The following is a 23,277-nucleotide window of genomic DNA, read 5'->3' as shown; positions in this document are numbered from 1 at the left end:
TAATTTATTAATATTCGTCGTATGAAATGGTTAATTCTTCAGAGGTTGGAACGGACTGACAGCTTAAGATAAATCCGTCTTCAATTTCGTAGTCCATTAAAACATCTGTTTCTTTCATATTTACAGTACCTGAAATCACTTTTCCTACACAGCTGCTACAGTTTCCTTTTTTACATGAGTACGGAATATCAAGGCCTTCGTTTAATAAAGACTCCAGGAGATTATTTTTATGGTCAACAGTTACGTAATGAGATTCCTGATCAATAATTACTTCAACTTTTGTCTGTCCGGATTTTACTTCTTCAGAAATAATTTCTTCGATACCCACTTCACCTTCCAAAGAATAAAAAAGTTCACTTTTAATAAGTTCCTTTGGAATTTCAATAGAGAGAAGATAATCATGAACAGTTTTTACCAATTCTTCAGGTCCGCAGGTGTAAAATTCCGAAAAACTTTTCACATCCAGTTCCTTATGAATTTGGGTATCTAAAAAGTCATAATCAATACGTCCAAAATGATGATGTTCCTGTTTTTTCCTACTAAATATGTAAATTACTTTTAGAGTCTCTTTAAACTGAGCTTCCAAAGCTTTTAGCTGATCCAGAAAAATAGTATCCTCAATCTGTTTATTGGCAAAAAGCAATGTAACTTTACTTAACGGCTCATTATTGAGAATATTCTTAACAATTGAAATAATAGGAGTTATTCCACTTCCTGCAGCTACTAAAAAAATATTTTTGGCAGAATTTTCTGATATATGATAAACAAATCTTCCTTCCGGTACACTTACTTCCAAATCATCCCCTACTTCAATTCTGTTTTTAACAAAGGTTGAAAATACACCACCATCTATTGCTTTTACCACAACCGATAAAGAATTTTCTTCAGGGCTTGTACAAATTGAGTAAGATCTCCTGATTTCTTCGTTGTTGATTTCTGACTTCAAAGTAACATATTGACCTGATTCAAAAACAAAAGAACTTTTAAGATCTTCGGTGACATCAAAAGTCAATAATACAGCATCTTCTGTTAAAAAAGATTTATCTGCTACTTTGAGTTTGTGAAATACATTTCTCATGGATGTCATTAAAATATTTTTTTTGCAGGATTTCCTACATAAGTTCCGGCTTCTTTAATATTTCTGAAAACTACACTTCCGGCTCCGATAATGGTATTGTCAGCAATTTTCACTCCGGGATAGATGGTTGATCCCGTCCCAATCAACACATTTTTTCCAATTTTACAATGTCCGCCCAAATCTACATTCGCCATAATATTCGTAAACTCGTCAATAAAGACATCGTGGCCAATCTGAGTTCCGCAATTGATAAAGACTCCTTTTGAAACCTCTGCATCGCATGATATCAGAACGTTGGAAAAAAGCACTACGGACTGATCTACTTTGGTTCGGTCACCAATAATACAAGTGTGATGAACAAAACCGTGTATCTTGGAATTATCAGTATTAGAAAAGATATTTCTTTTTAGATCAGAGCTATTGATTGCTAGTAAAATACTTTCATATTTATTTAAATCATTATTGGATAATGAATCAATCACCTGCAGATCAAGATTGAATTTGTCTAAGGCTGTCTGATTATCATCCACAAATCCTACAATATTAGGAACATTGCCATTAAATTTACGGGAGTGGTTGATAAAACTCAAGAGTTCTCTTCCAAGACCTCCGGCTCCAATAATTACAGATTCTTTACTGTACTGAATATCCTCCATCGATTATTATATTTTGACCTGTGATCCATTTTGAACCATCAGATATTAAAAATTTTATTGCGGGAACTACATCTTCTGTATTTCCGATTCCAAGAGGGTGCATGTCTACAATCTCTTTTACATTATCTTCGCTCAACTGTGAAAATAGATTCTGCGTCATTGGAGTATCAACTACCCCGGGAAGCACTGCATTCACTCTTATTTTTCTTTTCGCGAATTCTAAGGCGGCAGATTTTACCAAACCTACTACTGCAGATTTTGTAGAGCAATACCCTATTTTTCCCGGTTGCCCCAATACTCCCATCACTGATGACATGAAGACCACACTTGCCCCATCATTGCTGTACTTTTTCTTTGTAAAATGTCTGAGCAATTCAATGCCTGAAAATACATTTAGCTTATATATTCTTTCAATCTTTTCGGGATTGTATAATGTAAGCGGAACTGTTTCTTCCATTCCTGCGCAGTGTATAAGCGCATCAAACTTTTCAGAAAAATCTAAATTTTTAAACAAATTTTCAATTTCTGAAACTTCTGATAAATCCAATGGACAGCAAACGACATTATCTTTAGCTTCATTCAAAAAATCCTGAATCTTTTCAAAATTTCGTGCTACTGCTACCACTTTATGGCCGTCCTTAACAAGATCTTTCATGGTTTCAAAACCAATTCCTGAAGTAGCTCCGGTAAGAATAATATTCATTTAATCAATGTATTTTTTATAGTTTTTCTGGAATTCGCACACTCTTGCTTCTTCATCACTTAATTCTCCTGTAAAAGGTGATTTTTTTACTCCGATCTGTACTTTTTCGCAAATTGTTTTGTCTTCATCGAAAACTTTTCTGTTAAAGCTTATCAATGACTGTTTATAGATGCTTTCCAATGTAGGATTTGCTTTCTCATCTTCTTTTTTTGTTAAGAAAACGTAACTGACAAATTTTGAAGAATTGCTATCAATAGGAGTAATGTAAGACAAATTGAAGGAAACACCATATGTACTGGAAATCAACACATTTGGAAATACAACCAAGTGCTTATAACCTGAAATCTTATATTCTCTGTTCTGATAAGGCGAGTGAATTTTAGCATTTTTACCTTCATTTTCACCTGCTAAAAGCGTTGCATCCCAAACAGAATGTTCTTTAATAAAAGTAAATTCCATTCCTCCGGCTCCTAATTTTTTGAAGGTCTCTTCGTGGATAAGATTAACGTGGTAACTTTCCAAGGTATTTTCAACTAAAATTTTCCAATTGGCATTAATGACCATATCATTAATATCTACCAATTCTCCGAAATTATTACTCATTTTTTCAACTTCATCATACAGATCACCCATGAAATCTTTCAATTCTGACGGATCGTTAGAGAGGTTAACAAAGATGAGCTCTCCACAAAAATCTACTTTATATTCTTTAAGCTTTAAGCACTCTAATTCATCTTTAGTGAATTTGAATAAAGGTTTTTTAGGAATCCCTGTAGGAACTCCCTTATCATTGTATGCCCATCCGTGATAGGGGCACATCAAAGGTCTGTTACCGGACTGCTCAACCTGAATAATTGAGTGTCTGTGTGAACAAATATTTTTAAATGCTTTTATCGTACCTCTGCAGTTTTGTACAACTACCGGAATTCCTCCGATGTCCTGAGTGATAAAGTCATTTTCTTCTTTCAAAAAAGATTTAAAACCTATAAAGCACCAAGTCTGCTGAAACAAAAGTTCATGTTCTTTTTCTAAAACATCATTTCTGTAATAATGCTCGGGAAGTATTAATGCTTTCATGTTTATATTTCTTTTAATGGTAAAATTTTTGTTTCCGATAGATTAATGATGCAGTTTCCCCAGGATAAACCAGATCCGTAACCGCTACATAAAACTTTGGACTTGTTTTCAAGGTTTTCCAGATTCGTAGTGATTAATAAAGGAATGGTTACCCCGCTTGTGTTTCCGAAACGTTCAATATTAATCGGAACTTTATTATTATCTATTCCCAATAGTGAACTGATCTGCTTGATAATAAATCTATTGGACTGATGAAAGAAGAAACCATCAATTTCTGACAGATTGACTGATGATTCTTCTTCAATTTTTTTGATACTGGGAGCAACTTCTCTTAATGTAAAATCAAACACTTTTGCTCCGTTCATATTAAGGTACAGACCTGATTCGTTTTCAGAATCAAAGCTATCCTTTGTGATGTTTTTTCTATAGCCTCCTTCAGGAATTATAATGGCTTCATGATTAGCTCCATCTGAAAAGAAATTGAAATATGACTGATCAGCGCTGCTGTTTTTCGAAACCAAAATAGCTGAGGCAGCATCGCCAAACAGCATATTGGTACTTTTATCAGTAGGTGATAAAATCTTTGATAAGGTTTCTCCAATAATCAGCAATACTTTTTCTCCTTCTTTTAAAGTAGAAGCAATGGAAAAAGCCGTACTTAATCCCTGAATAAAACCTGCACAGCCTGCATTGATATCAAAACACAGAATTTCCTGCTGCAATCCCAATTTATCCTGTAAAATATTGGAAGTGAAAGGAATTTTATAATCTGATGTCTGTGAAAGAAAGATAAGGCTTTTGATCCTGCTTTTGTCAACCTGCTTCAGTAATTCTTCTGCAGCTGCAAATCCAAGATCTGATGCCGTAACTCCTTTATCTGCCCATCTTCTTTCTTTGATACCAACTGTTTTTTCAAAAACTTTTATTTCTTTTTCTGTTAACAATGTTGAAAAAAAAGAATTCCCAACTGCTTGAATCGGAACGCTGGAACTGATATACTCTATCGAAACATTATTAAACTCCTGAAACATAATTAATCAAATTTATCTTCTCCGATTCTTTCAACCAAAGAATTTACTGTTGTAATTTTAGCGATATCATCACCGTTTAGCAATACTCCAAAATTATCTGATACGAAACCGATAAGGATCATAGCAGCCATAGAGTCCCATTCTTCTAATTGAGACAGATCCGTTTCCGGAGTCAAATCAATTTCCAATTCTAATTCTTCCTGTAATTGTGATGTAAAATCTGCAATATTCATTTTATTCTATTGTTAAAGTTTATTATTTATTTTAATGATTCCTCCTGACCATGATAATCCTACTCCAAACCCAACAATTGCAAGAGTAAGTTCCTGATCTTTATCCAAACGCTCTGTATACCTCTTTAATGCAATAGGGATTGTACATGAAACGGTATTTCCTCCATCAGACAGATCATTATAAAAGTTTTCTTTGTCTATTTTAATTCTTTTTCGCAGGAAGTCCAGCATAAAAGAATTGGCCTGATGAAAAACAAATTGGTCAACCTGACCTACTTCCATCTTATTGACTTCCATAATTTCTTTCACAAAATTAGGAATAACTTTAGTTGTAAAGTTGAAAATTTCAGGACCATTCATGTACAAATGATTATCTGTATAGATGTTATCTGTACCATATCCTATTTCTTCAGCATTCGGATCTAAAGGAAATCTGCTGCATCCGTTTTTAATGATCAACTTGTCATATCCGGAACCATCGGTCCCGAATTTAAACTTGAAAATATGATCTTCTTCAGTTTTACTAATAAGTGTTGCAGCGGCTGCATCTCCAAAGATGGATCTGTTTGTTTTATCTTTTGGATGGATAAATTTTGAATACGTCTCTGCAGTAACCAGCAAAACATTTTCTGCCTGCCCAGAAGAGATAAGAGCATTGGCTAAATTTACTCCATAGGTAAAACCAGAACACCCTAAATTAAAATCCAACGCGCCGATGTCTGTTCTCAGCCCTAATTTATCCTGAAGAATGCAGGCTGTTGTCGGAAGAAAATATTCCGGGCTTTGTGTACAGTATAATATGTAGTCTATTTTTTGTTTATCAAAATTCTCAAACAGCTTATTACATGCTTTTTCAGCAAGATCTAAGCCTGTTTCGCTTCCGCCTGCAATATATCTTTTTTTAATTCCTACTTTTTCTTCAAACCTTTCGAAATCGTAATCCGGAAAATCTCTTTTCAAATCTTCATTTGTAACTACAATTTCAGGAAATACATATTCTATTTTTTTTATTTGTGCTCCCATATTTATTTTGATCCTTTAAATTCTTCGGCTTTGCTATTATCTTACCTTTAATTCCTACTTATTTGAAAGCGACTATTTTATCAGTAAAACAATCTTAAATTAAACCTAAAAGTGAATAATACCCAGCATCTTTATTATTAGAGATATAATATTTTTCTCTGTTTTTTTAATTCTGATATTCAATTCTTATTCCCTATTCTCACCTGAAATTTGCTACACAAAGATAGGTGTTTTTGTAAAAGCGATAGTAGTACTAACAAATATATATATCCTTTTTATTCCCTTATCTTTTAACGAATTTCTTTGTAAGTTTCTATTTCACAAACAAAAGATTAATTCAATTTTTAACTACAAAACCAATTGTCTTTCTACTACAAAGGCTTCTGCCCTTGCTACTCCTACCGTAGCACCTCTATACATTGCTAAAGCTTCAAATGCTTCTGTTGATCGGGAATGAGGAAATTCTTTTATTTGTGAGCCAAAAAACTTCATTGCTTCTGCTTTTTTTGAGAATACATCCGTTACATCCACAAAATGATTTGGGATAAAAGCTTTCTCTTGCATTGGGGTCCATTCTGTTTCAGAAAGCGTTTCGTAACAGTATATATTATAAATTTTATTTTCTCCTTGTGGCCTGGCAGCTACTAAGGAAGCTCTATAGATCGCTTTGTGATCCTGATGAATATCTCCGGGATGAGGAAGATATAAATGTGTAGGATTTATTCTATTGAATATTTTGGAAATTTCCAAGGAAATCTTGAATTCGGGAAAAGCATTAAGGGCAGGAGCTGGGAAGTCCATAAAAATGGTTTCTTTTATTCCTAAAAACTTATGTGCGGCAAGAGCTTCGGAGCGTGTATTTTCTACTTGGTCTTGTCTATAAAGTTCTGGAGCTCCAAGAGAAGCATTAGTTGCAACAACTACAGTTACTTCATCTCCTGATTTTATATGTCTGGCAATGGTTGCTCCACATCCAATTATCTCATCATCGGCATGTGGTGCTACTACTACTACTCTATTCATTTATTATTTTTTAATATGGTTTTTATTCTATAAATTTCGTCTTCTATGCTGTATCCAAGTTTATCTCCTACATTAATTTGGATAACAGGCTGTTCTTTAAACTCATAATCTTCTATCCATAACAATCCTTCTCCTGTCTGAATAAGGCATTCCTGTTTTTCATTTTTTAACAGGACTCTTCCAATAACTCCTTTGAATTGAAGGTCTTTCTCCAAACGGCAGGACCAAACAGTAATTTTTTCATCCTTACAATAGGTGTAAGCTCCTGGATGAGGCTTTGATGCCGCTTTAATGAGTCTGTTAATATATTGAGCATTATCATTCCAGTTGATCAGTCCATCTTCCTCTTTACGAACCCCATAATAAGAAGCTAAGTGTTCACATTGAGGAACTGGATTCCATAAACCGTCTTTCAACTCTGGCAGCCATTGGTCTAACGCAATATCAATATGGTCTAAAATTTTGGTTTCAACACTTCCAGCATCATCATTTTCTTCAATTTTAAAAATAGACTGAGCAAAAATAGGTCCGTCATCTGCGCCCTTTCCCATAAGAAAAAATGTTGCAGAGCCATGAGTCTGTTCTAGAGTAACCCATGCCAGGGGAGCTCTTCCTCTTCCTAACGGAAGCTTTGTAGGATGAAAACCTATACACCCCAACTTGGCAACTGAAAACCACTGGTAATAGAGTAATTGTGAGAACCCAACAGCAAAAATAATATCTACATTTTTCTCTCTAGCCCAGTTAAGATTTTCTTCATCATTGATTTTTACAAAACTTTTATAATCAACTCCTGAATTGAGACACAATGAAGCTAAATCTGCCCAACCAGAAACTTTGTTTTTATCTTTAGGTTCATGCCCTAATACACCAACTATCTCCAGCTTATGGCTGATAAGCTTTTGAATGATCCTTGCTGTAGAGTTTACAGCTCCTATTACTAATATTCTATACATTAGGACGTTTTATATATTTATCTTCGCCGTTAAGAAGTATCAAAAAGGTTTTAAATACAATTTTTAAGTCTAATAAAAGACTTTGTTTTTCAACGTATTCTCTGTCATACTTCCATCTTTCTTCCCATGATAAATGAATATTCCCGTTTACTTGTGCAAGACCTGTAAGACCGGGAGTTACCTTAATACGCATCTTCCCGTCTTCATTAAATTCTTCCAATTGTCTAGGCAAGCATGGTCTTGGTCCTACTAACGACATATCACCTTGAAAAACATTAATAATTTGTGGAAGTTCATCTATCTTGAAACGTCTTAAATAGTGACCTATTTTTGTTACTTCTACATCTCCTTTTAATATTTCCCTATCTGCAACTCTTTCCTTATCGTACATAGTACGTATCTTATAGATTTTGAATACTTGTCCTTTGTATCCTAACCTTTCCTGAAAGAAAAAAAACTTCCCTGGACTATCTAATTTAACTAAGATATAAACTACCAAAAATAGAGGGAATAAGAATAAAATAACGGTAAACGAAATAATAATATCTAAAAATCTTTTAATAATTCTTCTATACATCTTTTGGTGTTTTAAAGTTTATCATTGTAAAGAAAAAAAACATTAAAAATTTCTTGTTATCACGCATTAATTGGAAATTATATTTTAACAAAACTCCCATTCGTGAAAAATATGACTTTGTAAAGTTATCTAAAATTTTATATTCCAAGGAATTGCTCTGTAATAATTTTTTGTAATGTAAGGCATGATGATGATACCATCCATTAAAAAATAATTTTGTTCTCTCTTTAATCATTTTTACAGACAAAGTATTCATATGGCCATGTACATTTTGATCGTGAATTCGGTAATTGATATAAGGATTACCATCTATAAATACTTTCTCATTCAAATTTCTAACTAAAAAATAAAGCAGCCAATCATGTGAAAAATTTGGCCATTCTGAGTAATCTATATTTTTTATTATCTGTTGAAGTTCCAGAACTATATCTCTTGTCAGTACATAAGTACATCCTGCACTTCCTCCCTCAAAAAGATAATCGTACTTTTTTTGGGGGAAATCTTTTTTGAATAACTGTGTACTGTTGTCGCTATTATTCCAAATTGTCAGATTTGAAGCATACATCTTTGAGTTCGATTTCTCTAATGCTTCAACTGCTGCTATCATTTTTCTAGGATTCCATATATCATCCTGGTCAGATAATGCTACATAATCAAAGGTATCAGATTCTGAAAGCCTCATTAGCTGCTGTAAGAAATTTTTTGCAGCTGCTCCTGTACCTATTTTATTAATATTTAAATTTGAAATTTTATCAGAGTATTCAGATTTAATAATATTGACTGTATTATCCCTACTATTATCATCACTTACATGAATTTCTATTTCTACATCCTGCTGCATCAGAATAGAATCCATCTGTTCTCTAATAAAATTTTCTCCATTGTAGGTAGATATCAATACTATAACTTTTTTCATAACATATAGTGATTTTTATGGGTATCTTATTAATAATTTATATGGTTATATTATTGGCATTAAAAGTATATATAAAATAAAAGAAGAGTAAAAACACTGCATTATTAAGAATTTTATCTATACTTGTCAGTTTTTCGGTAGGGCTTGTTATCAAGTAGGAAATAGCATAAATCGAAAATCGAAAAAACATTACCGGGTTTATGGTAAATAAAACAACACAAATAAGATATAATAAAATATAAACGTTGTTGAATACGATTTTTCTGTTTTTAAAATATACAAAAATAGTTGCACAGTTAAATGCCAGAAAAAATACTATATGAGAGATAGAAGCCTTTCTCGCAAGGGTAGAGTATGCATCAAATTTAAAAAGCAGTGCAGAGAATATTGGTATCTTTGAAAATACAAATATCAGTACACATGCAGAAATAGCATAGATTAAAAATTTGAATGTCGGTTTTTTATTTTTAAAAACAGATACACCTAACGCAATTATACTACTGATATGGGCAAAAAATGCCAAATATCCCCAATACCATCTTTTATCTCTTTGTAGATAATAAAATAATATTGTTACTAAAATATATGCCGGAGAGTTTCTGAGAACAGTAAATGAAAATAAGAAATAATAAATGACATAGAATATTACTTTTTTCCATAACGCTACATCCTTTAATTGAGCAAGCCATATAAAAAATAGTGCACTTATTGAAAAATTGAAATAATAAATATAATTAAACATTTCTTTTTTATCAAAAGCAAATAGACCTGCTATGCTTTTTAAGTAATAGAAATAAGGCTCCCGGAATAGTCTCAGGAACCATGGAGTACTGAAATCAAGATCTCCATAACCATAATAATAAGCATCGTAATCTGCATTTATAGAAAACGGAGTCATATCACGTACTATAAAACATACGATAAGATGAAGTATAGTAAGTGCCACAAATAGTGGTTTGTGCTTTAATAATTTAATAGAAAAGATGTATAAAAATAATTGTAATACTATAAAAAAATACATTTATTGCTTTACTAAAGATTTATAATAATTCATGTACCGAATTGCATTGTTTTTGTAATCAAACAACTCTAATGATAGTTGAGATCTTTCTGCATCTTTATTATCATTTACAAACCTATAAATATTCTCTGTACTAATTTCATCGAATGAATCTGGATCGTAGGCAATTCCTAAATTATGTTTATTGATAATGTATGAAATACCCCCACATTTTTTATTAACAATCATCGGAAGACCTGCTGCTAAATATTCAGCTGATTTTACGGCTAAAACCATATCACTTAAAGTAAGCTGAAATTCATTTTTTGCATTAAAATAAGACATTATTCCAAAATCAAATTTCTTCATTTCTTCTTTCAATTCATCCACAGTACGGGTTGAAGATAAATAAATTTCATTTTCAGGAATTTCTTTAAACATCTCTTTTACATCATGGTGGCTGGAAGTTGTGATGATATGAATCTTCGGGTTCTTTACAGTGAGTCTTAGTTTCTGATATAGTTTCAGTAATTCGGAGGTTCTGTGCCAAGTACTTTCACTTAGTGCTCCTACATAGCCAAATACCACTTCATCTTTATTCTTTTCCCTTTCTGTAAATAATTTTTCAGTGTTAGCGCTTAAATAGATACATTCCACTTTTTTTGCCTTCAGAGATTCAAAATAATTTTTCATTGTATCCGATACGGCAATTGTCAAATCACATTCATCTAAAAGTTTTTTCTCAATTTTTTTTAAAAATAAATAGTTTTTATTAGTATTAGAAAAGTTATTTTTCAAGGCATGCTCTTCCGGATAAAGACCTCGGGCATCAAATATGATTTTATAATTTAATTTATACTTTTGTTTCACTTTTAAAGCTACCCAGGCTGCTCCATAAGATCTACAATGTACGATATCCGGTTTAATCTTTAAAAATTGTTTTTTTAGTAGAATGTCCGCTCCATATACAAGAAAATTGAAAAAGTGTCTTGAAGAATATACTATATTCTGAGGGCAGAATATAGGAACCCAAGCAAATTTTATATCTCCAAGCTTGGTCTTTACTTTGCTTACTTCCTCATTATATTTCAGTTTTTCTCTCACTAACCCACTATGTATAATAGGAACTCCAGAAATGAAATAAAATTCACTTTCGGGCATTTGTTTTCTTGTTTCGATAAACTGTCCTAAAACCTGTGATCCAAAAACACCGTATGACCTGGGAGTTTCTCCCCAACTTAGATAGCAAACCTTCATAAATAAATAGTAACCTTTTCTTAATTTAAACTTCTGGAAATAGCCCTTAATTAAAGGCCAATTTCTCTTACCAAATAATTTTTTAATGAAAGCCCATCAATAGTTTTATTATTAGGCGGTTCATATCCAATCTTATCTTTTCTCCAGACAATATCTTTTGGTACGATATCATTCATCGCTTCTCTAAGTATATATTTAGAAAAACCATTATTTACCTTACATATTGATGGTAAGGTAAATACAAATTCTACCAATTCATGAGATAAAAATGGTAATCGAACTTCTAAAGAATGTGCCATAGAGTTTCTGTCGGCATATCTTAACAATTCTTGTAAGCCTCCTCTGAAAGTTGCATGATAAAGCATTTCATTTAATGATGAAGCACTGTATTTTCTTTCAAACTGTTCATTCTTATATTTAGAATACAGATCCTTTTTGGCATCTTTCTTTGTAAAATTATCAATGCCGGATTTTATGCCCAGTAATCTGTCTATTTGGGCATCAGATAGCTTCTCTTTCAGAAAATTATTTCTGAGTCTTCTTGACACACTATTAATCTGGTTTGAAGCATGTACTTTCTTATACGTTTCCAATTGTTCCTTATATGCTTTCTTATCTTTATTTTTTAATTCAATAAAGAAAGAATCTATCAAACCATGATAACCGCAAAGGTATTCGTCTGCACCCTGCCCATCCAGTAGCACAATAACATTATTGTCTCGGGCTAATTTCATTACTTCGTACTGAGCAGCAATACTTAGTGTACCGAATGGTTCTTCCTGATGATGAATAATCTCCTGAACATTAGCGAGCATGCTTTCTGTAGTTGGGAAGCAGCTTATTCCTTTTGCGTTGACACTGTTTAATACCTTGTCTATATAAACAGATTCATCTTTGATAAAATTAGGGAAACGAGCAGAGAACGTTTTTTGCTCCACATTATTAACCTTCATATGATTAATCATACAAACTGTTGAAGAACTATCAAGACCTCCTGATAAACTTGTTCCCACAGCTACATCGGAGCGCAGTCTTCTGCTTATTGAGGTTTCAAATAATCTGAAAAATGTATCCTTAGCCTCATTAAAATCAATTTTTTCCAATTGATTTTTATAATCAATATCCCAATATTTTTGTTTTTTCAGAATTTTACCATTAGGATCTACAACAATATAGTGACTCGGTTCAAGTAAAAAAATATCCTTATAAAAGGTTTCAGATAAATCATTTGAATTATTAATATAACCAAAATGCCAATAGTTGAAAAGCATTCTGTTATTTGTTTCTTTCGGAACACCTGCGCTCCAAAGGGCTTTCATTTCAGATCCAAAATAAAAACTATTGTTGCTTTGGTGATAAAAAAACGGTTTTTCTCCAAACCTGTCTCTTGCGCAGAATAAGGTCTGTTCTTTTTTGTCCCAAAGAGCAAAAGCAAACATACCATCAAAGTCTTCAAGACACTTTTCTCTTTTATAGTCGAAATTAGCCATTAATACTTCCGTATCAGAATCTGAAACAAATGTATATCCTTTTGTTTTCAGAAATTCTCTAACCTCGATGTAATTATATATTTCACCATTGAAAACAATGCTGTATCTGTCTAAATAATGCATTGGCTGGCTTCCTGCATCAGATAAATCTATAATGGACAGCCTTCTGTGTCCTAACCCTACTACATTACTATCATTTATCCATTGTCCTTCACCATCAGGCCCGCGATGCTCAATAGCATCCGTCATTTTTTTTAATTGCTGGTAAGTTAAAATTTCTCTACTTTGACTTATAATTCCTGCTATTCCACACATTTGATTTTTGTTTTAAATTTTATATTATAAAATGTGATTTGTTCAACAAATAATAATTTTACGATTAACAATCCCTTATAAATAATGGAACCATTGTTTAAAAATATATAATGTAAAAACTGCTAATATTAATATAAACATCCATTTATCTTTATATATCGAAAAATATTTTTTTATATTTTTCTCAAAATATAAACTACTAATATTCCAAATTGAAACTGAACAAAATAAAGCCCGTACAATCCCCATAATTCCCCACATCTGGTAAAAAAAATAAATAAGGATGATATTAGCAATTAATGATATTAAAGAAACAAGAGTAATATAATTTGTTTTTCCTTTAATTGACAATATTGTACCATATGTTGCATTTCTCCATAGCAATATGAGACAATATCCTTCAAAAACAGGAACGGCTGCAGCATACCTGTCCCCAAATAATCCTAAAATAATCTGTTTAGAAAATAATATACATGCAAAGACCAAGGGAAAAATAAAGTATGAGGCTTTTTTAATGTCATTCAGCCAAATATCTGTTCCTTTTTCGATCTCATTATTCTCTACATGCTGTACTATTATCGGATAGCTCACACTAACTATTGATTTTGTAATTAATCCTGCAAAAGGAATTTCCAATGCCCCAATAGAATAAATAGCAAATTCACTTAACCCTCCAATTTTATTAATAATAACCTTATCAATGTGCAAAGTAAACATTCCTAAATAAGTAGCGATAAATAATGGAAAACCATATTTAAACATTATGGAAATATTTGCTCCGTTCATATTCACCTTTGGATAGATTTTCAAAATAACCACGTAAGTCAGTAGCTGTAAACCCAATGCCAATAAAAAAGGTAAAAAAATATTGATTTGAAAATCAAAAAAATTATTTATTAAAAATGTAAAGAGACTGACAGCCAATACAACACAGAACACCACCATTGAGATTAATATTACCTTAATCTTACCTACAGATAAGCAAATCTGTAAATAAATACCATTTGCAGAAAGCAGGAAATACAAAAGTGGAATTAAAAAGCCAGCTTTTACTATAACATTAATACCTAATAATTCGCCAAATGTTTTTGATACAGTGTCAAAACTTAAAAAAACAAAAATGACAACACTTATTATTAAAAAAATAAATGTTACTGTTCCCAGAAGCTCTTTTATTTTATCGTGATGTTTGGCAATATTATACCTAAAACCTTCAATAAATCCAAAAGACAAAAGTGTAGCAGTAAACTGTACAAGCAATATAAGCTGTTTCCAGCCTCCTACCTGTTCCAAAGAATAAGTTCTTGCCACTATAACATCTGCTAAAAAAATAGTAGACAAAAAAAGCATATTGGCAATTGAATATAAAATTGCAGGCTTTTTTATCAGGTTTAATATTTTTTCAACCATTCTATTTTATCATTACATTTTCCCACAACAAAATTGTTGCTAGCAATTATTACGAATTTTTCAGTTCGTAAATTCTTTCAATAATATCTACCACTTTTAGTCCTTCAAGGGCATTTGTAGTAATTGTGTTTCTCCCTTTGATTACATCCACAACATTTTCAATAATATAATGGTGGTTTGCAGCAGAACCTTTATAGGCGCCGTAGTCATTACCTGGGTTTGTAGGTGGCAATTCCGGCATTACATAATCTTTTACGTTACAAACCTCTACTTTATCCATATACTGACCACCAATTTTCACGGCTCCATTTTCTGCAATAATAGTCATTGAGCTTTCAAGATTCTGATTCCAAACGGATGTAGAATAATTAAGAGATCCCATTCCTCCATTCACAAAATCAAAACTTACAAAACCTGAATCTTCAAAATCTGTAAGATCTTTATGATTGAAGTCTGCAAACTTAGCCTTAATGTTGGTAATATCCCCAAATAGCCAGTACATAATATCAATAAAATGTGAGAATTGGGTAAATAATGTACCTCCGTCCAGATCCAGCTTTCCATGCCAGGATTCCGGCTTATAATATCTGTCATCACGATTCCAATAACAGTTAAGCTGTACCATAAATATTTTACCAAGCTTTCCGCTTTCTACCATTTCTTTAACCCAAGCAGAAGGAGGAGAATAACGGTTTTGCATCACTGCAAAAACTTGCTTATGCTTGTGTAAAGCCTGAAAAATAAGTTTTTCCGCATCTTGTTTATTCAGTGCCATTGGTTTTTCAACCACAATATGTTTTCCTGCCGATATTGCTTTATAAGATTGTTCAAAGTGAAAACCATTGGGTGAAGCAATATTGATAACGTCTACTTCAATTCCTGAATTAAGAAATGCATCTAGTGAAGAAAAAAAAGGCACCTCATAATTCTCAATCCCTAAAGAGGATTTATCTTTTACGTCAATTAAAGCTACCAATTCACATTCGGCATTTCTAGACACCATTTCTGCATGTCTTTTTCCTATATGCCCACAGCCTACAACGGCAAATTTTATTTTTTCAGACATTCTATATTAAATTTTTGAAACTTGATTATTATCTAATTTATATTTTTCACCACTTTCTTCACACACGGCAATACCTTCTGCGTCAAAATTCAGACGGTGCCCAAATTCACTCATCCAACCCATTTGCCTTGCAGGGTTCCCTACGACCAATGCGTAAGCTGGAACTTCTTTTGTTACTACTGCTCCAGCGCCGATAAAAGCAAATTTTCCAATATTATGACCACATACTATTGTTGCGTTAGCCCCGATAGAGGCTCCTGTGCCCACATGTGTTTTAAGATATGCGTTTTTTCGGTTAACTGCACTTCTAGGATTAATAACATTAGTAAAAACCATTGAAGGGCCAAGAAATACATCATCATCACAGGTTACTCCTTCATATATAGAGACATTGTTCTGAACTTTTACATTTTTTCCTAAGATCACACCAGGAGAAACAACTACGTTTTGCCCGATATTACATTTTTCTCCTAAAATACAATTTGGCATAATGTGAGAAAAGTGCCAAATTTTTGTTCCGGCTCCTATGCTGCAGCCTTCATCAATAACTGCCGTTTCGTGTGCAAAAAAATCCGACATATTTTTTTCTTTTTATAGTTGATTATTAGTTATTATTAAAAAAGTTTTTGATTTCTGAAATAATAAAATCGGCTTCCTCCTGATTAAATTCTGTATGAACAGGAAGGGAAATCACTTCTGAACAAAGGAGTTCTGTAACGGGCAATGTAAAATCAGGTTCTACATATTGTGCAAAAGCTTCCTGCTTATATAACGGCAGAGGATAATAAATCATACTTGGAATATTTTTTTCGCCCAAGAATTTTTGTAATTCGTCCCTTTTCCCATTCTTTACCCTTAATGTATACTGGTGAAAAACATGGGTAGAATTTTCTGCTCTTTGTGGAATCTGAATCTCTGCTATTGATTCTAGATTCTCATCATAATATGCAGCCATTTTGTTTCTTGCCGTAGAATATTCGTCGAGATGCTTTAATTTTACTTTTAGAACAGCAGCCTGGATGGTATCTAGCCTGGAATTACATCCCAGAACTTTGTGATAATATTTTTTTTGCTGACCATGATTGGCAATCATTCTTATTTTCATTGCCAGATCATCATCATTCGTCATTAAAGCTCCTCCATCTCCATAGCAGCCCAGGTTTTTGGAAGGGAAAAAAGATGTACATCCTATATGGCCTATAGTTCCGGTCTTTTTTACATTTCCATCTGTAAATGTGTAATCAGATCCGATGGCCTGAGCATTATCTTCAATAACAAACAGATTATGCTTTTCAGCGAATTCAAGGATTTTTTCCATATCGGCTCCCTGTCCATACAGATGTACAGGAACAATGGCTTTAGTATTGGGAGTAAGATATTTTTCCAGTCCTTCCAATTCAATATTGAAAGTATTCTCGTCAACATCTACCATAATTGGCTTTAAACCAAGAAGCCCTATTACTTCTGCAGTTGCTACATATGTAAAAGCAGGACAAATTACTTCATCTCCTGGCTGTAAGTCCAGCGCCATCATAGCAATCTGTAACGCATCTGTTCCGTTTGCGCATGGGATCACATGTTTTACATTAAGGTATTTTTCAAAATCCTGTTGAAATTCTTTTACTGCAGGACCATTAATAAAAGCAGTATTATCAAGACAGTCCTGAATCCCTGCATTTACTTCATGCTTTATTTTTTCGTATTGACCTTTAAGATCAACCATTTGAATTTTCATATGAAATGTATATTTTAGTCTTGGAGGTTAGTTTTCAATTAACTCGCTTATCTTATTTCCAATAGAAAGGCAAGATGTGGCTGCTGGTGAAGGCGCGTTTCTTACATGAATAATGTTTCCATTTTTCACAATGTCAAAATCATCAATTAAACCTCCATTTCTGTCACAAGCCTGCGCCCGAACTCCCGAACCGCCCGGTACAAGATCAGATTCCTGAATTTCAGGCATAAGTTTTTGAAGAGCTTTGGTAAATGCGGATTTGGATAATGAGCGATGTACTTCGCCTAGTCCTGTTTTACCATATTTGGCAACAATTTTTCTAAATCCGGGCCACATTAATGTCTGCATGGTTTCTTCCAGATCAAAATCGAAGAATTTATATCCTTCTTTTTTAAAAGCTAGCACCGCGTTGGGGCCGGCTTCAATATTACCGTCAATCATTCTTGTGAAATGAACGCCCAAAAATGGGAAATTAGGATCAGGAACAGGATAAATAAGGTGCTTTACCAGGTGTTTTTTTTCATCCCTTATTTTATAATATTCGCCACGGAAAGGAATAATAATAACATCATTCTTTTCATTGGTCATTTTTGTAATCTTATCAGAATACAGTCCTGCACATGAAATAAGTTTCTTTGTTTTGAATTCAGAAGCTTGAGTTTTAACGATGATTTCAGCGTTATTATTGATAATATTTCTTACTTCGCTATTGAATTTAACCTCTCCTCCTAATTCTTGAAAAAGCTCTTTAATTTTTTTGGCCACTCCGGGATAATCAATAATCCCTGTCTGCGGGACTTTGATTGCTCTCACACCTTCACAATGAGGTTCAATTTCACGAAATTCTTCTCTTGAAAGGTATTTCAGTTCCTGAAGTCCGTTCTCAACACCTCTTTTATAAATATTATCTAAAAGCGGCAGTTCTTCCTGTGAAGTGGCAACAATAATTTTTCCACAAAGATCATAGCGGATACCATGTTCTTTAGCGAAATTGATTACAGAATTATAACCTTCAATACAATTTTTCGCTTTTAAACTACCTGGCTTGTAGTATATTCCACTATGAATCACTCCACTGTTATGTCCGGATTGATGTAGTGATACATCATTTTCCTTTTCTAAAACCAAAATTTTAGCGTCTGGTTTTTTAATTTTTAATTGATATGCCGTAGCGAGTCCTACTAACCCGGCTCCAACAATTATGATATCATAGTTCATTGTAAATGTTTATAATCTGGCGTCTACCAAATCTCTGTCTAAACAGGCTTTAGTATCAAAAACTACAGAATTTCCTTTTTTCAGCGTGTTAAGATCCATTTGAAGGAATTCATTATGGGATACAGCGATAATCAGAGAATCATATTTTTTACCTTCAATAAGGGCATCCAGGATATCTATTCCGTATTCATGTTTCACTTCTTCTTTGCTTGCCCAAGGGTCATAAATATCTACATTAACTCCATAATCTGAAAGTTCAGTATAAATATCCACTACTTTTGTATTTCTTACGTCGGGACAGTTTTCTTTAAACGTCACTCCTAAGATCAATGCCTGGGAATCTTTAATAACTCCACCTTTGGCAATCATAAGTTTTACCACTTTAGCAGCAATGAATTTAGCAATTGAGTCATTAACACGACGTCCGGATAAAATCACGTCAGGATGGTATCCCAACTGTTCTGCTTTATGTGCTAAATAATAAGGATCTACGGAAATACAGTGTCCTCCAACTAATCCTGGTTTATATTTCAGGAAATTATATTTTGTTCCGGCTGCTTCTAAAACATCGTTTGTGTCAATTCCTATCCTGTCAAAGATCAATGCCAATTCATTTACGAAGGAGATATTAACATCACGCTGTGCATTTTCAATTGCTTTTGAGGCTTCAGCCACTTTAAGGCTTGATGCTTTATGAGTTCCTGCAGTAATGATTTTTTTATACAAAAGATCCACTTCTTCAGCAATTTCGTCTGTAGAACCAGAGGTTACTTTTTTTACACTGGTAAGTGTATTTACTTTATCTCCAGGGTTAATTCTTTCGGGAGAGTATCCTACAAAAAAATCTTCATTGTATTTTAATCCTGAATATTTTTCCAAAACCGGTACACATTCTTCTTCTGTACACCCTGGGAAAACAGTAGATTCATAAATAACAATATCTCCTTTTTTAATGATTCCCCCCAACATTTTTGAAGCAGAAATCAATGGATTAAGATCCGGTGCGTTATATCTATCTATAGGTGTAGGAACTGTTACGATAAAAATACTTGCCACAGCAATATCTGATAACTCACTGGTAGCTTTATATCCTAATGTACCATCAGATTCATTATATTTTCTTAAGCCTTCATTAAGTTTTTCTATATCGGCTTCCAGGGTAATATCCTGTCCATCATTAAGCTGATTTACACGCTGCGTATTGATATCAAATCCCAATACAGGGTAATGAGCTGCAAATTCCAATGACAAGGGAAGTCCCACATAACCTTGTCCAATAACTGCTATTTTATAGTCTTTCATCACTAACTAAGTTTATTTTTTATTTTTTCAAACCATGATTTTTCAACATGATTATTATATCCATAACCGTATTTGTTACTATACCCTAAATTTTCTCTGTTAACATCATTAAGAACAAAGCCTACGTTTCTGATCTTTTTCTGATCAATATTAATATTGGCAAATTCCATTAATGATTTTTCTGTATATCTGGATCTTGATACGTAGATCGTGACATCAGCAAGATCAGCAATAAGGAATGTATCTGTTACTAGAAGCAGCGGTGCTGTATCTAGAATAATATAGTCATACTTTCCTTTCAATTCATCTAAAAGAATCTCATAACGTCCGTTAGATAATAATTCTGTTGGATTAGGAGGAATCATTCCTGAATAAATAACATCCAAATGAGGATTAAAAGATGATACGTGAATAATATCTTCAAGTTTAGTATTATCCGAGTAAAGGAACTCAGTAAGTCCAGTAAGACCTTTTCTGGCAGGATTATATCTTTGCAATTGCGGATTTCTGATATCTGACCCGATTATTATTGCTTTCTTCTTGGGATTAGCAAGTGTCAAAGCTAAATTTACAGAAGTGAAAGTTTTTCCTTCCCCTTTTACAGTAGATGTAACGAATACAATTTTCCCTTTTTTATCCTTAGGAAGCATGAAATTCATATTGGTAATAAGAATTCTAAATGCTTCTGCCATTGGTGTAATATCATTCACCTTCACAATCTCAGAATCCCCTTTTTCAAGACTTGGCAATTCTGCAATTACTGGAGCATGAATAATTTTTTCCAGATCATGTTTAGTTTTAACCTTATTATTAAATAAATCTTTTAGATATATAACAACAACCGGAATCAATAATCCGACAATAAATGAAGCTAAAAGAATTAAAGCTTTTTTAGGAGCCACCGGAGCTTGTGATGAATATGCTGTATCTATCACTTTAGCTTTAGGCGCTGTAATAGACTGTGCAATAGCTGTTTCCTCTCTTTTTTGTAATAATAGTAAATATAAGTTTTCCTTTATCTGCTGTTGTCTTTCAATACCTCTAAACATTTTTTCGATGGATGGAAGTTTAGAAATTTTTTCAGAAACTTTGTTTTGTTCTCCTAAATATTCACCTCGAGCAAGTTCAAGCCCTGCTTGATTTCTTTGTAAACTTTGAACGATTGAAGTACGTAAAGAATTAATCTGTTTTGTAATATCGACAACTGCTGGGTTTTCTGGTGTAGCAGATTCCAGCAACCTGTTTCTCTGCAGTATTAATTGATTATAATTTACAATTCCTGCTACTGCTTCAGAGTTATTAAGACCTACATTAGATGGAAGTACCTGATACTGCCCTTGCTTAGAAACAAAGCTCATCAAGGAATTGGTAAGCTCTAACTGAGCATTTACATCTAACTGTTTCGCCCTTGCTGCTGCAGAACTCTCCAAATTAATCTTTGCTTCTGTTTCCAGGTCTGTTAAGTTGTTTCTAGACTTAAAGTTTTCTTTTTCATTTTCTACCTGACCAAGTTCAACAGATAGCTTTTTTACTCTGTCTTCAATAAAGTCCAGAGTTTTTTTAGATTCCTGATTTTTATCGGTAATTGCATCATTATTATACATTACAACTAAAGTATTCAAAATGTCTGCGGCTTTAGCTGTCTCCGGATAGTTTATTTCAAGCCCTACAACAGTAGTTTCTTTATTTACTACTCCAATACCGACTTGATTTTGTAAGCTATTAACTTTTGCCTCTATTGGTGAAATACTGATTTCTAAATCACTAGTATTTAACTCTTTGACTTCATTTGGATTAAACTTATCATTTTTAATGATAATAATATTGGCAAAAGGAAGACTAATTGTTTTTCCGAAACCAGAAACAATACTTTTATCTAATTCATCTGAAGTAATAGTAATTTCATTTCCTTTTAATGAAACATTTAAGGGTTTACCCGGGAACTTTGCAAGAGGTTTTTCGTTGATTACTTTTACAATTATAGGTGAAGTATTTTTATATAATTCTTTTTTAATAATTTTTCCCTTGGCAAAAATATCAACCTGAAGATTTTTAGTAATTACTACATCTTTCATCAGTCTTTTAGACTTTAGAATTTCAATCTCATTCTCGATACTGTTGGTTTTCATTCCCCCAAAGCCTGATAAATCTTGTAAAACACTGGCATCATTAGTTGCGCTAGGAGCATTTTTGGTATCTTTAATTAAAATGGTAGTTTTTACGTTGTATACAGGAGTTATAAATTTAAAAGCGATATAAGCACCCAATACAAATAAAAAAGCTGAAATCACAAACCATGGCCATCTTTTAATATATGGCCTAACAATATCATTAATATTAAGATGATCTTCTGTTTGAGAAAATTGAGTAGGATCCTGATTGTTCATTAATTTATTTCTTGAATAGACTTATTACTACAGCGATTGCCGTAATACCAATTGAAATTGCTGTTAAATAAATACCTGTATTAGGATTTTGTTTTGCGGCAATATTTCTTGCTTTATTAGATGCTACTACGATAGCGTCTCCTTGTTTCAGATTATAGTAAGGCGAGTTGATAAGATTGGCATCCTGCAGATTCACTTTTCCATGAGTAATCTGTCCGTTCTCTGATCGTATAATCAGGATATCATCTCTCTTTCCGTACATAGTAAGGTCACCAGCGAGACCGAGAGCATTTAAAATAGTTGCATGCCCGTTAGATATAGTATAATCTCCCTGTCTGTTTACTTCTCCAAGTACTGTAACTTTGAAATTGGCAAGCCTTACGTTTACAGTTGGATTTATAATATATTTCGTTAATCTTTCGCGAATTTCATTTTTAAAATCGACCAGTGATTTATTGGTTGTATTGATCTGGCCTAAAACCGGAAAATCAATATTTCCATTAGCGTCTACAATATAAGTAGGTCCTGTAATACTTGTAGCACCCTGCGAAGGAGTATTTCCCCCCGCGCCACCATTAGGCTGTATCACATCTGATGAAGAATAATTCTGATTGAATGGTTTTACAACATCCATATCTTTTGCGGTAATCAGAATAATAAGCTGATCACCTGTCTGTATTGCATTGCCAGAATTTTTCACAGAAGCATCTATAGCCACCTGCTCTATATTCTGCATATAATTTAAATCATTTTGTGCATTCTTATTCGTCTTACAAGAAACCAATAAAATACCTAATGATATAGCTAATATTTTCCCTTTCATA

General features: G+C 33.0%; 22 protein-coding genes. All 22 read right to left on the bottom strand.

All coding sequences use genetic code 11. The features are described from left to right. Positions 1-7: 7 nt before the first annotated feature. The 22 genes from BLW74_RS03090 to BLW74_RS02985 all read right to left on the bottom strand — a co-directional run bounded on the left by BLW74_RS03090 (position 8) and on the right by BLW74_RS02985 (position 23,276). Positions 8-1,087, bottom strand: a complete 1,080-nt coding sequence (locus BLW74_RS03090) for a ferredoxin--NADP reductase (RefSeq protein ID WP_089689980.1) — start codon at positions 1,085-1,087, stop codon at positions 8-10. Next, positions 1,087-1,734: a NeuD/PglB/VioB family sugar acetyltransferase gene (locus BLW74_RS03085; RefSeq protein ID WP_089689979.1), complete on the bottom strand. Its 648-nt coding sequence runs from the start codon at positions 1,732-1,734 to the stop codon at positions 1,087-1,089. The genes BLW74_RS03090 and BLW74_RS03085 overlap by 1 nt, the downstream gene beginning before the upstream one ends. After that, entirely contained in the window at positions 1,712-2,437 is a 726-nt protein-coding gene (locus BLW74_RS03080) for an SDR family NAD(P)-dependent oxidoreductase (RefSeq protein WP_089689978.1), read from the bottom strand. The genes BLW74_RS03085 and BLW74_RS03080 overlap by 23 nt, the downstream gene beginning before the upstream one ends. Then, complete coding sequence (locus BLW74_RS03075; protein WP_089689977.1) at positions 2,438-3,514, bottom strand: aromatic ring-hydroxylating oxygenase subunit alpha; 1,077 nt, start codon at positions 3,512-3,514, stop codon at positions 2,438-2,440. Positions 3,515-3,516: 2 nt separating this feature from the next. Then, a complete protein-coding gene (locus BLW74_RS03070; protein WP_089689976.1) occupies positions 3,517-4,545 on the bottom strand; it encodes a 3-oxoacyl-ACP synthase III family protein in 1,029 nt (342 codons plus the stop codon). Positions 4,546-4,547: 2 nt separating this feature from the next. Next, a complete protein-coding gene (locus BLW74_RS03065) occupies positions 4,548-4,778 on the bottom strand; it encodes an acyl carrier protein (RefSeq protein ID WP_089689975.1) in 231 nt (76 codons plus the stop codon). A gap of 12 nt (positions 4,779-4,790) precedes the next feature. Continuing rightward, positions 4,791-5,801: a 3-oxoacyl-ACP synthase III family protein gene (locus BLW74_RS03060; RefSeq protein WP_089689974.1), complete on the bottom strand. Its 1,011-nt coding sequence runs from the start codon at positions 5,799-5,801 to the stop codon at positions 4,791-4,793. Between the two features lie 348 nt (positions 5,802-6,149). Beyond that, positions 6,150-6,824, bottom strand: coding sequence for a PIG-L deacetylase family protein (locus BLW74_RS03055; RefSeq protein ID WP_089689973.1), 675 nt, complete (start codon positions 6,822-6,824; stop codon positions 6,150-6,152). After that, positions 6,821-7,780: a methionyl-tRNA formyltransferase gene (locus BLW74_RS03050; RefSeq protein WP_089689972.1), complete on the bottom strand. Its 960-nt coding sequence runs from the start codon at positions 7,778-7,780 to the stop codon at positions 6,821-6,823. The genes BLW74_RS03055 and BLW74_RS03050 overlap by 4 nt, the downstream gene beginning before the upstream one ends. Beyond that, on the bottom strand, positions 7,773-8,357 hold the full coding sequence (locus BLW74_RS03045; protein ID WP_089689971.1) for a sugar transferase: 585 nt from the start codon (positions 8,355-8,357) through the stop codon (positions 7,773-7,775). Before BLW74_RS03045 ends, BLW74_RS03050 begins: the two co-directional genes overlap by 8 nt. Further along, positions 8,350-9,273 carry a glycosyltransferase gene (locus BLW74_RS03040; RefSeq protein ID WP_089689970.1) on the bottom strand — a complete coding sequence of 308 codons (924 nt, stop codon included), beginning with the start codon at positions 9,271-9,273 and terminating at the stop codon, positions 8,350-8,352. The genes BLW74_RS03045 and BLW74_RS03040 overlap by 8 nt, the downstream gene beginning before the upstream one ends. Before the next feature lie 37 nt (positions 9,274-9,310). Then, positions 9,311-10,219 carry an EpsG family protein gene (locus BLW74_RS03035; protein ID WP_167358365.1) on the bottom strand — a complete coding sequence of 303 codons (909 nt, stop codon included), beginning with the start codon at positions 10,217-10,219 and terminating at the stop codon, positions 9,311-9,313. A gap of 75 nt (positions 10,220-10,294) precedes the next feature. Then, on the bottom strand, positions 10,295-11,434 hold the full coding sequence (locus tag BLW74_RS03030) for a glycosyltransferase (protein WP_167358364.1): 1,140 nt from the start codon (positions 11,432-11,434) through the stop codon (positions 10,295-10,297). A gap of 146 nt (positions 11,435-11,580) precedes the next feature. Beyond that, positions 11,581-13,335, bottom strand: coding sequence for an asparagine synthase (glutamine-hydrolyzing) (gene asnB, locus BLW74_RS03025; RefSeq protein ID WP_089689967.1), 1,755 nt, complete (start codon positions 13,333-13,335; stop codon positions 11,581-11,583). 75 nt (positions 13,336-13,410) lie between these two features. Then, complete coding sequence (locus BLW74_RS03020) at positions 13,411-14,745, bottom strand: lipopolysaccharide biosynthesis protein (protein ID WP_089689966.1); 1,335 nt, start codon at positions 14,743-14,745, stop codon at positions 13,411-13,413. A gap of 49 nt (positions 14,746-14,794) precedes the next feature. Continuing rightward, positions 14,795-15,811, bottom strand: coding sequence for a Gfo/Idh/MocA family protein (locus tag BLW74_RS03015; protein ID WP_089689965.1), 1,017 nt, complete (start codon positions 15,809-15,811; stop codon positions 14,795-14,797). 6 nt (positions 15,812-15,817) lie between these two features. Beyond that, positions 15,818-16,390, bottom strand: coding sequence for an acyltransferase (locus tag BLW74_RS03010; RefSeq protein ID WP_089689964.1), 573 nt, complete (start codon positions 16,388-16,390; stop codon positions 15,818-15,820). A gap of 25 nt (positions 16,391-16,415) precedes the next feature. Then, positions 16,416-17,546 carry a DegT/DnrJ/EryC1/StrS family aminotransferase gene (locus BLW74_RS03005; protein ID WP_089689963.1) on the bottom strand — a complete coding sequence of 377 codons (1,131 nt, stop codon included), beginning with the start codon at positions 17,544-17,546 and terminating at the stop codon, positions 16,416-16,418. A 27-nt stretch (positions 17,547-17,573) separates the two neighbouring features. Then, on the bottom strand, positions 17,574-18,764 hold the full coding sequence (lhgO, locus tag BLW74_RS03000) for an L-2-hydroxyglutarate oxidase (protein WP_089689962.1): 1,191 nt from the start codon (positions 18,762-18,764) through the stop codon (positions 17,574-17,576). Between the two features lie 9 nt (positions 18,765-18,773). After that, the gene (locus BLW74_RS02995; RefSeq protein WP_089689961.1) at positions 18,774-20,069 is read right to left on the bottom strand and encodes a nucleotide sugar dehydrogenase; all 1,296 of its coding nucleotides are present in this window, start codon (positions 20,067-20,069) and stop codon (positions 18,774-18,776) included. Continuing rightward, on the bottom strand, positions 20,069-22,453 hold the full coding sequence (locus BLW74_RS02990; RefSeq protein ID WP_089689960.1) for a GumC family protein: 2,385 nt from the start codon (positions 22,451-22,453) through the stop codon (positions 20,069-20,071). The genes BLW74_RS02995 and BLW74_RS02990 overlap by 1 nt, the downstream gene beginning before the upstream one ends. Positions 22,454-22,457: 4 nt before the next feature. Next, positions 22,458-23,276, bottom strand: a complete 819-nt coding sequence (locus BLW74_RS02985; protein WP_089689959.1) for a polysaccharide biosynthesis/export family protein — start codon at positions 23,274-23,276, stop codon at positions 22,458-22,460. Position 23,277 lies beyond the last annotated feature (1 nt).

Origin of the sequence: Chryseobacterium culicis (genome assembly GCF_900108365.1) — a bacterium.
GTDB lineage: Bacteria > Bacteroidota > Bacteroidia > Flavobacteriales > Weeksellaceae > Chryseobacterium > Chryseobacterium culicis.
This window is presented reverse-complemented; position numbering and strand designations above follow the sequence as displayed.

Bases quoted from the DNA above. Each gene is read 5' to 3' on its own strand.
- BLW74_RS03090 (WP_089689980.1), bottom strand. From the start codon at position 1,087: ATGACATCCATGAGAAATGTATTTCACAAACTCAAAGTAGCAGATAAA.
- BLW74_RS03085 (WP_089689979.1), bottom strand. From the start codon at position 1,734: ATGGAGGATATTCAGTACAGTAAAGAATCTGTAATTATTGGAGCCGGA.
- BLW74_RS03080 (WP_089689978.1), bottom strand. From the start codon at position 2,437: ATGAATATTATTCTTACCGGAGCTACTTCAGGAATTGGTTTTGAAACC.
- BLW74_RS03075 (WP_089689977.1), bottom strand. From the start codon at position 3,514: ATGAAAGCATTAATACTTCCCGAGCATTATTACAGAAATGATGTTTTA.
- BLW74_RS03070 (WP_089689976.1), bottom strand. From the start codon at position 4,545: ATGTTTCAGGAGTTTAATAATGTTTCGATAGAGTATATCAGTTCCAGC.
- BLW74_RS03065 (WP_089689975.1), bottom strand. From the start codon at position 4,778: ATGAATATTGCAGATTTTACATCACAATTACAGGAAGAATTAGAATTG.
- BLW74_RS03060 (WP_089689974.1), bottom strand. From the start codon at position 5,801: ATGGGAGCACAAATAAAAAAAATAGAATATGTATTTCCTGAAATTGTA.
- BLW74_RS03055 (WP_089689973.1), bottom strand. From the start codon at position 6,824: ATGAATAGAGTAGTAGTAGTAGCACCACATGCCGATGATGAGATAATT.
- BLW74_RS03050 (WP_089689972.1), bottom strand. From the start codon at position 7,780: ATGTATAGAATATTAGTAATAGGAGCTGTAAACTCTACAGCAAGGATC.
- BLW74_RS03045 (WP_089689971.1), bottom strand. From the start codon at position 8,357: ATGTATAGAAGAATTATTAAAAGATTTTTAGATATTATTATTTCGTTT.
- BLW74_RS03040 (WP_089689970.1), bottom strand. From the start codon at position 9,273: ATGAAAAAAGTTATAGTATTGATATCTACCTACAATGGAGAAAATTTT.
- BLW74_RS03030 (WP_167358364.1), bottom strand. From the start codon at position 11,434: ATGCCCGAAAGTGAATTTTATTTCATTTCTGGAGTTCCTATTATACAT.
- asnB (WP_089689967.1), bottom strand. From the start codon at position 13,335: ATGTGTGGAATAGCAGGAATTATAAGTCAAAGTAGAGAAATTTTAACT.
- BLW74_RS03020 (WP_089689966.1), bottom strand. From the start codon at position 14,745: ATGGTTGAAAAAATATTAAACCTGATAAAAAAGCCTGCAATTTTATAT.
- BLW74_RS03015 (WP_089689965.1), bottom strand. From the start codon at position 15,811: ATGTCTGAAAAAATAAAATTTGCCGTTGTAGGCTGTGGGCATATAGGA.
- BLW74_RS03010 (WP_089689964.1), bottom strand. From the start codon at position 16,390: ATGTCGGATTTTTTTGCACACGAAACGGCAGTTATTGATGAAGGCTGC.
- BLW74_RS03005 (WP_089689963.1), bottom strand. From the start codon at position 17,546: ATGAAAATTCAAATGGTTGATCTTAAAGGTCAATACGAAAAAATAAAG.
- lhgO (WP_089689962.1), bottom strand. From the start codon at position 18,764: ATGAACTATGATATCATAATTGTTGGAGCCGGGTTAGTAGGACTCGCT.
- BLW74_RS02990 (WP_089689960.1), bottom strand. From the start codon at position 22,453: ATGAACAATCAGGATCCTACTCAATTTTCTCAAACAGAAGATCATCTT.
- BLW74_RS02985 (WP_089689959.1), bottom strand. From the start codon at position 23,276: ATGAAAGGGAAAATATTAGCTATATCATTAGGTATTTTATTGGTTTCT.